Source organism: Pedobacter psychrodurus (assembly GCF_004331735.1).
Taxonomy (GTDB): Bacteria; Bacteroidota; Bacteroidia; order Sphingobacteriales; family Sphingobacteriaceae; genus Pedobacter; species Pedobacter psychrodurus.
Map to the genome: position 1 here is coordinate 125606 of NZ_SJSO01000017.1, position 6366 is coordinate 131971.

5 protein-coding genes are annotated in these 6366 nt (G+C 38.4%); 1 reads left to right on the forward strand and 4 read right to left on the reverse strand.

From position 1 onward, the window contains the following. Positions 1 to 11 precede the first annotated feature (11 nt). From EZ456_RS18440 to EZ456_RS18455, 4 genes are all read right to left on the reverse strand, one after another. On the reverse strand, positions 12 to 1586 hold the full coding sequence (locus EZ456_RS18440) for a helicase HerA-like domain-containing protein (RefSeq protein WP_131532676.1): 1575 nt from the start codon (positions 1584 to 1586) through the stop codon (positions 12 to 14). Between the two features lie 94 nt (positions 1587 to 1680). Continuing rightward, the gene (locus EZ456_RS18445; protein WP_131532678.1) at positions 1681 to 1986 is read right to left on the reverse strand and encodes a chaperone modulator CbpM; all 306 of its coding nucleotides are present in this window, start codon (positions 1984 to 1986) and stop codon (positions 1681 to 1683) included. A gap of 5 nt (positions 1987 to 1991) precedes the next feature. Continuing rightward, on the reverse strand, positions 1992 to 2885 hold the full coding sequence (locus EZ456_RS18450) for a DnaJ C-terminal domain-containing protein (protein WP_131532680.1): 894 nt from the start codon (positions 2883 to 2885) through the stop codon (positions 1992 to 1994). 352 nt (positions 2886 to 3237) lie between these two features. Further along, positions 3238 to 5655 carry an alpha/beta hydrolase family protein gene (locus tag EZ456_RS18455; protein ID WP_131532682.1) on the reverse strand — a complete coding sequence of 806 codons (2418 nt, stop codon included), beginning with the start codon at positions 5653 to 5655 and terminating at the stop codon, positions 3238 to 3240. A gap of 481 nt (positions 5656 to 6136) precedes the next feature. On the opposite strand from EZ456_RS18455, the gene EZ456_RS18460 reads away from it, so the two are divergent. Continuing rightward, positions 6137 to 6366, forward strand: a 230-nt coding sequence (locus tag EZ456_RS18460; RefSeq protein WP_165501373.1) for a transposase, incomplete at its 3' end; no start/stop codon positions are given.

A 6366-nucleotide genomic window follows, 5' to 3' on the forward strand; every position in this document is an offset into this window, starting at 1 on the left:
AGTTAATTTATTTAAAATCCAAATAAACCACCACCGGTTTTTGAACGTGTTTTCTTTCCTGTGAGCATACCAAAAATACCACGAACAATTTCTTTACCAATTTGACGGGTTATTGTTGCACCCATTACCTGTTCCACCAAGCTCTTTTCGCCAGGTTTAGGTTTGCTTTCTTGTTCGGCCTGTTTTTGAGCCTCAGCTTCCTGTTTTTCTTGTTCTGCTGCTGCAGTTTGCTCATTAATGCGTTTAGTTAAAATATCATAAGCACTTTCAGGATCAATAGGGTCTTTATATTTAGTGTACATCGAGCTGGCATGAACAACCTGATCGAAATCGGCAGTTGTAAGTGGCCCCATTACAGCCCTTGGTGGGGTAAGCATGGTAGCAGATACTTCCGTTGGTATACCTTTTTCGTTTAAAACAGTAACTAATGCCTGGCCTGTTCCCAGTGAGGTTAATATTTTATCGATCTCATAGAAATCTGATTTTGGATACGTATTGACTGTTTTTTTCAAAGCATCTACATCATTTGGCGTAAATGCCCTTAATGCATGTTGTACACGGTTACCCAGTTGTCCTAAAACACTTTCAGGCACATCGGTAGGGGCTTGCGTACAGAAGAAAACACCAATTCCTTTTGAACGGATTAACCGGATGATGGTTTCAATCTGCTCTAAAAATGCTTTCGAAGAATTTTTAAACAATAAATGTGCTTCATCAAAAAAGAATATCAGTTTTGGCTTATCTAAATCGCCAACTTCGGGCATGGTGTTAAATAACTCAGCCAATAAACTCAATAAAAATGTAGAATACAATACAGGCTGATTTTGAACATCGGCAATATTTAATAAACTGATGGTTCCTTTGCCATCAACACGCTCAAAAAGATCTTCAATATCAAAAGACTTTTCGCCAAACATGCCTGCTAATCCTTGCTGCTCTATGGCGACAATTTTTCTTAATATAGTGCCAGAAGTAGCTGTAGAAATGGTGCCATAACTGCTTTTTATTTCGGCTGCACCAGCGCCTTCTGAAAGGTAGGAAACCAGTCTTTTTAAATCATTTAAATCGATAATAGGCATTTTATTATCATCGGCATATTTGAATATTACCGCCATAACACCTGACTGTGTATCGTTTAAATCTAATACTTTCGATAAAAGTGTTGGGCCGAATTCCAGTACTGTTGCCCGCATCTGAGCACCCATTTTGCCCGAAAGCGAATAAATTTCGATGGGAAAGCCAGATGGAGAAAAAGGTTTGTTGAGCTGTTGTGCTCTTTCTTCTATTTTTGGATTAACTGAACCTGGTTGGTTTAAACCTGATAAATCGCCTTTAACATCCAACATAAAAACAGGAACGCTGGCATCTGACAGTTGTTCTGCTAATAATTGCAGGGTCCGTGTTTTACCTGTTCCAGTTGCACCGGCAATTAAGCCATGTCTGTTCATCATTTTTAGCGACAAATTAACTTCAGCTTCGCTGTAAACCTGACCGTCTAAAATTCCGGCGCCTAAATAAATGTACGAGCCCGTTGGGGCATAGGATGATTTTATTTTTTCGATGAATTTTGAAGAAAGATCGCTCATTTTTTTAAATTAGATTGCCAATTTAAGAAAGATATCTTAAAAAGATTGTGTTTTTGTTTCCACTTTTAATGCAAAATACTGCACAAACGGTTGTTTAATGGTGTTGGTTAAGTTGCTTATAATAATTTAATTCGTTTTGTAGTGCAGTTATTTCTTCGTGCATTTGTTGCACCTGATTAAGCAGATGGGAAACAGCATGAATGCCTTCTAAGTTGATCTCCAGATCTTGTGCTAAACGAAGATACTGTTCCAGTTTGGTCAATTCATCTACTGGCAAACAGCGCGATTGTTTTTTAACTGTAGTGTGGATCAAACCAAAATCCTCCAGCGATTGGATAAAGTTAATCTCCACATGGTGGTAAGCACATATGTCTTCTAAAGGTATTAGATTGGCTCCCATAATGGTTAGAATTTGGAAAGTTTTTCGAATAGTTCTTTTTGTTCAACATTTAGGTTAGTTGGTAATTTTACCTGCCACTTGATATATAAATCGCCAAACTGATTTTCTTTTTTATAAAAGGGAAAACCTTTTCCCTTTAAACGTAAAGTGGCATCGGGCTGTGTACCTTCAGGCACTTTAAGCTTAACCTTGCCGTTTAAGGTTTCTACAATTTTTTCGCCTCCTAAAATGGCGGTATATACATCTATTTCTTCTTGAATATAGATATCGTTTCCTTTTCGTTTAAATTTAGGGTTATCTGTAATATTAAATTTGATATACAAATCTCCTGGAGGGCCATTGTTAACACCTGGTGCACCGTAACCCGGCAGTTTAATTTTCTGTCCATTTTCTACACCCGCAGGAATGGTAATACGCACTTGTTTGCCATTTACGGTTAAAGTTTGTTTGTGCGTTGAATAAACATCGAGTAGGTTCAATTGCAAATCGGCATTGTAATCCTGACCTTTAAAAGGAGAATTTCTACTGCTTCTACCGCCGCCTCCAAACATCGAGGAAAAGAAATCAGAAAAATCGTCGCCACCAAATCCTCCAGAATAGCTATTGCCCCCATAGCCTCCACTTTGCGACTGGTACTGCCTTTGTTGCTGTTGTTGTGCATCTAACTGATCGGCATGTTGCCAATCTTTACCATATTTGTCATATTTCTTCCGCTTCTCAGGATCGCTTAAAACCTCGTTAGCCTCATTAATTTGCTGAAATTTTTTATTGGCTTCTTCATTGTTGGGATTAAGGTCGGGGTGGTGTTTTCGGGCTAATTTTCTATATGCTTTTTTAATATCCTCAGTTGTTGCATCTTTTTTTAAATCGAGGATTTTATAATAGTCTATGTAGTCCATAATGGCTTAACAAATAAGTAGAGGTAATGTTCAATTTTATGGCATAAATGTAGGCTTTATAATGGTGGATTTCAATGGAGGATTGTTAAGTATAAAGTAGGTTTGCTCTATCATTAAGGGATTAAGGACATTAAGATTTTTTATTATAGCCTTATGTGTGCAGTCAGATGTTACCATCTGACTGCACACATAAACTTAAAACAATGGCAATTATCAAAAAGGTAGAACTAAGTGATTGAACTAATATTTGCTTACAGTGTTAGATAGGAATATCTGACACCACCAGAAGGAAACGTCGTTAAAAAAAAGTGCCCCAAATGGAGGCACTTTAATCGATAAAGGTAGAGAGAAATTATTTTTTGTTTTTCACGTATTTTTCTAACCATTGGTCTTGTTCCCAAAGCATATGCAACAAGTTTTCTTTGCCACGGTAGCTGTGTGCTTCATACGGTAAAAATACAAATCGGGTAGTACCACCAGCACCTTTAATGGCATTAAACAAACGTTCGCTATTAATGGGGAACGTGCCTGGGTTATCGTCTGAATCGCCATGGATTAACAATATCGGAGTTTTAATTTTATCAGCATAACTGAACGGGCTCATCTCGTAATACAACTGCGGTACTTGCCAATACGTACGTTCTTCGTTTTGAAAACCAAATGGCGTTAGTGTACGGTTATAAGCTCCACTACGGGCAATACCTGCAGCAAAAAGATTGGTATGGGCCAATAAGTTTGCGGTCATAAATGCGCCATAACTATGCCCTCCAACAGCCATCCGTTTTTTATCGCCAACACCTAAATCTGCCAATTTATTAATGGCCGCCTCAGCATTTAACTGTAATTGATCTACAAAAGTATCGTTAGGTTTTTTACCATCTTTGGCAACAATTGGCATTTCTGCATTATCTAGCACAGCATAGCCACGGGTTACCCAGAAAATAGGAGAGGCCCAGCTAATTGTCGTAAATTTATCTTTCGATCCACGAATCTGTGCGGCATCTGCTGCAGAGTTAAACTCGCGTGGATAAGCCCAAATTAATGAAGGTAATGGCCCATCTTTGTCCTTGTTGTAACCTTTAGGTAAATACAGGTCGCCTGTTAAATCTACACCATCGGCACGTTTATATGAAATTTTCTGTTTAGTAATGCCTTCTAAAGATGGGTACGGGTTAGTAAAATTAGTAATTGGTTGATCGGCGATGCGAAGCATCAGGTTTTTAATAAAATAGTTAGGCACAAATTTTTGGCTTTCTTTACGGGTAAGTAAAACCAATTTATCCGGATTAATTATGTCACTTACATATTCGAAGGTTCCTTCGGTACTACGCCAGATAATTTCGTTCTTTTTAGTGGCTAAGTCGAATTTGGCTAAGAAAGGCAAATCTCCTTTTTCTGATGAACCTACTGTGTTGTTCATTAATAGTTTAGTGCCATTGTCAACCGTTTTAATTACTTGTCGGCCATATTTGTTTTTAGTAGTAACTGGAGAACCTGGGTTACCGTAAGCATCTGTTTGGTTACGGTGGTACAATTCTTCTACGGCGCCTGTTGTGGGGTTATATCGACTCACTTTACTGGTTTGTTTGCTACGTAAACCTTCCATAATGAGGGCAAGGTTGGCGTCGCCCCATTGTACACCGCGGTAACGGGTCTGTGTTTTAAATAATTCTTTTTCTGCTCCAGTGAAAGGTGCACTTAGGGCATAAACCGCATCATGAAATGGTACATCTTTTTTAATTAAACCACTATCTAATGGCTTGCTCCAAACCAATGTTGCAGGTTCATCATCTCTCCAATCGAAACCACGTGGTACATTTTGCGTATTATCATAGCCAGATGGGGTACCCTCTGATGAAGGTAACTCAGCAATAACTTTAATGGTTTTGCCCGTTAAATCGGTAATGGTTATGGTTGACGGAAAACCGTTTGCCGTAACCAGATAAGAAAAAGGTTTGCGTATGGTTTCGATCATCATGTAATTTTTATCGGGCGATAAACTTGTTGAACCATAAATAGCCGGTTTGCCAATGGCAGTTTCTACACCTGCTGTATTTTTTACCAGTTGCGAGGTTGCGAAAAACTCGAACAATTGCTCGTCAAAAGGTGATTTAATTAAATCCTGAAAAGTGGCGCTAGGTGCCGCTTTACCTAAATTTTGCTGAATGGTTGGTCCTTTAGGCATCAATGGTTTTGTAGGTGCAGCACTTGCCGGTTTAGTTACTGTACGGTAGATGATGGTATTATCATTTAACCAGGTAAGACCGCTGCCTAAAACTACATTTAAAAAAGCCTTATTGGTTTTGACAGCTTTTTTTGTAGCCAGATCAATAATATAAAGATCTACCCCCTTTTGAGTAGTATGGGTAAAGGCAATTTTATTTTCTGATGGGTTCCAGCTAATGTTGCTGGCATATAATGGCGCTGGCAACCCTGCAACCTGAAAAGTTTGGTTGGATTTGATGTTTTTTAAACTAAAGTTGTTAATGTAAGTTTGCCTGCTTGGTGAGTAATTATTTGGGTTTAACCTTAAGCCTGCAATTCTGTATTCGGGTATGGCCAATTCTTCTACCGAAGGGTAAGAGTTCCGCTCAGTAAATAAGATCCATTCTGCTTTACTATCAATGCTTACACCAGGTGTTGGTTTGGCAAGTAATAAATCGGCAATTTCTTTTGGGGGTGTTTGGTAGCTTACTGCATCTTGTGCGGCTGAATTAAGCGAAACACAAGTGCCCGCTATCAATAAATAGAGGTGTAGTTTTTTAATCATTTCCAGTTTTTTGTTCGAAATAATGAATAATCAAATATTGTAAAATTTAACTTATTATCGCGTAACTTCTTATTTACACGATTAAGCGGATGCTTCCTGCTGTCATTCTGATCCGATAGCTATCGGATGCAGTGAAGAATCTTTTTAATAAATGACCCTTCTTAATATTCTTAATTTATCAATGGTAATATTGTTAATCATTACGACTTAAGCGCAGTTAAGGTTATGCATTCGGGATCTTTTGATTGCAAAAATAGACACGTAATAATATCCGTGATAGAGATTCTTCGCTGCACTCAGGATGACAGATTCTAAAAATTGGGCGTCTTTCCCGCGCAGGCGGGAATCTTAATGCAACCTACAAGCCCCTACCAAGACATTAAGATTCCCAATCAAGTTGGGAATGACGAACTGGAGTTGCTACATTTGACTAGAGGGATTTACTTGTCAGATTTAAACATTAAACTTTAAATTTGAATATATGAGCAAACGAATATTTGATGAGCCTTTTAAAAGAATGGCTTTGGATCTGGCCCATGCCCGCGGTTCGATAAAGGATGTTGCAATAGAATTGGGTATAAGTTCGAACCTTTTAAGTAAATGGAAAGAGCGCGAAGGAATTGCAAAAGCTGATACTACAAGCCTTAGCGAGGACCAGCAATTGATCCGGAAACTTCAAAAGGAGCTTAAAGAAGCCCAGCTGGAACGTGA